Origin of the sequence: Corynebacterium kozikiae (genome assembly GCF_024580965.1) — a bacterium.
GTDB classification, from domain to species: Bacteria; Actinomycetota; Actinomycetes; order Mycobacteriales; family Mycobacteriaceae; genus Corynebacterium; species Corynebacterium kozikiae.
The window spans coordinates 1-1,345 of sequence record NZ_JANIKJ010000042.1 but is presented as its reverse complement, the minus strand read 5'-3'; the positions used below and the strand labels follow the sequence as shown (position 1 = coordinate 1,345).

At 57.0% G+C, this 1,345-nt stretch carries 2 pseudogenes; both read left to right on the top strand.

Going from position 1 to position 1,345, the window contains the following annotated elements:
• Positions 1-312 (top strand): annotated as a pseudogene (locus NQ018_RS11715) (hypothetical protein); the annotation flags it as partial.
• 40 nt (positions 313-352) lie between these two features.
• A pseudogene (locus tag NQ018_RS11220) lies at positions 353-1,029 on the top strand (IS3 family transposase); the annotation flags it as partial.
• Positions 1,030-1,345: the final 316 nt, after the last annotated feature.

Sequence of the window (1,345 nt, the reverse complement as noted above, 5' to 3'; positions counted from 1 at the left end):
TTTTGGCATTGGGCCCTCGGCGCTGACGGAGGCCATGGGCATGCTCAACCACCATTTCGCAGCAGCCGCCTGATCGGCGCAGAGCGACAGCCTACCTCTGACTGCCGCCAATCTTTGCAACAGAGCCGGCTTATGATCCGCTTCAAGTTCATCCGGGACCATCGCACCGAGTATTCGGTCAAGCGGATGTGCCACGTGCTGAAGGTGCGGCGATCTTCCTATTACAAGTGGAAAAACACACAGGCCGCGCGCCGCCAGAAGGTTCTTGACGATGCTGTTCTCGGTGCTCGTATCCGCACTTCAGTTCCGTGAGGAACACGGACTCTACGGAGCTAAGCGCATCGCCGCGGCGTTGAACGATCCTGATTCGGGGGCGCATGCGGTGGTCAATCACAAACGCGTCGCACGCAACATGAAGACTATGGGCATCCAGGGGTTCACGAAGAAACCCCGCGTGCGCACCACCGTGGCAGATACTGGCCGTGGTGTCTTTCCAGATCTTGTTTGCAGGCAGTTTCATGCCCCGGCGCCGAATCGCGTGCTCGTCGGCGACATTACCTACCTGCCGGTATCCGGTGGCGGCAATATGTATCTTGCCACCGTGATCGATTGTTATTCCCGCAGGCTGGTGGGATTTTCTATTGCTGACCACATGCGCGTCGATCTGGTTATCGATGCGCTGGACTCAGCACAGCGCGCCCGAGGCAGTCTGAAAGGAGCGATTTTTCATTCAGATCACGACAGTGTCTATACCTCGAAGGCATTTAGCTCACGATGCTAGGGGTGACCCAATCGATGGCAGCGGTGGGAACCAGCGCAGACAACGCGCTAGTGGAGTCGTTCAACTCGACATTGAAACGCGAGGTGCTGCAAAACCGGAAATGCTTCGACTCACTGCTGCACGCCAGACGGGACGTCTTCGCGTGGTGTGTGCGCTACAACCAGAAGCGCAGACACTCATGGTGCGATTATCTGTCGCCCCTCGAGTTCGAAAACCGCACCTGCGGTAAACTCACCTTGACCGCATAAGTTCAATTCCCTGTGTCCACTTTCCAGGGGTCGGGCCCAGTTGATCACACACACTCCCACATCGGGTTCTGGAATGTAGAATTACTGTGAATACTAGGAGCTATCCGGGCCGGTCGGTTGGAAAGAATTTGGACCGGGTTCCCGTATAATTTTTGCCGAAGAGAGATTATGGAGGTGGGGGAGTTGGAATGAAGCGGCCTGGGTTGGTCGGAGACTAGGTTTTACCCTAGGAGGACGATCAGCATGGCACGACCCAGTCAGTACGACGCAGCCACGCAGGAGCGCGCGGTGCGCATGTACTTCGAGCGCCTCGAGG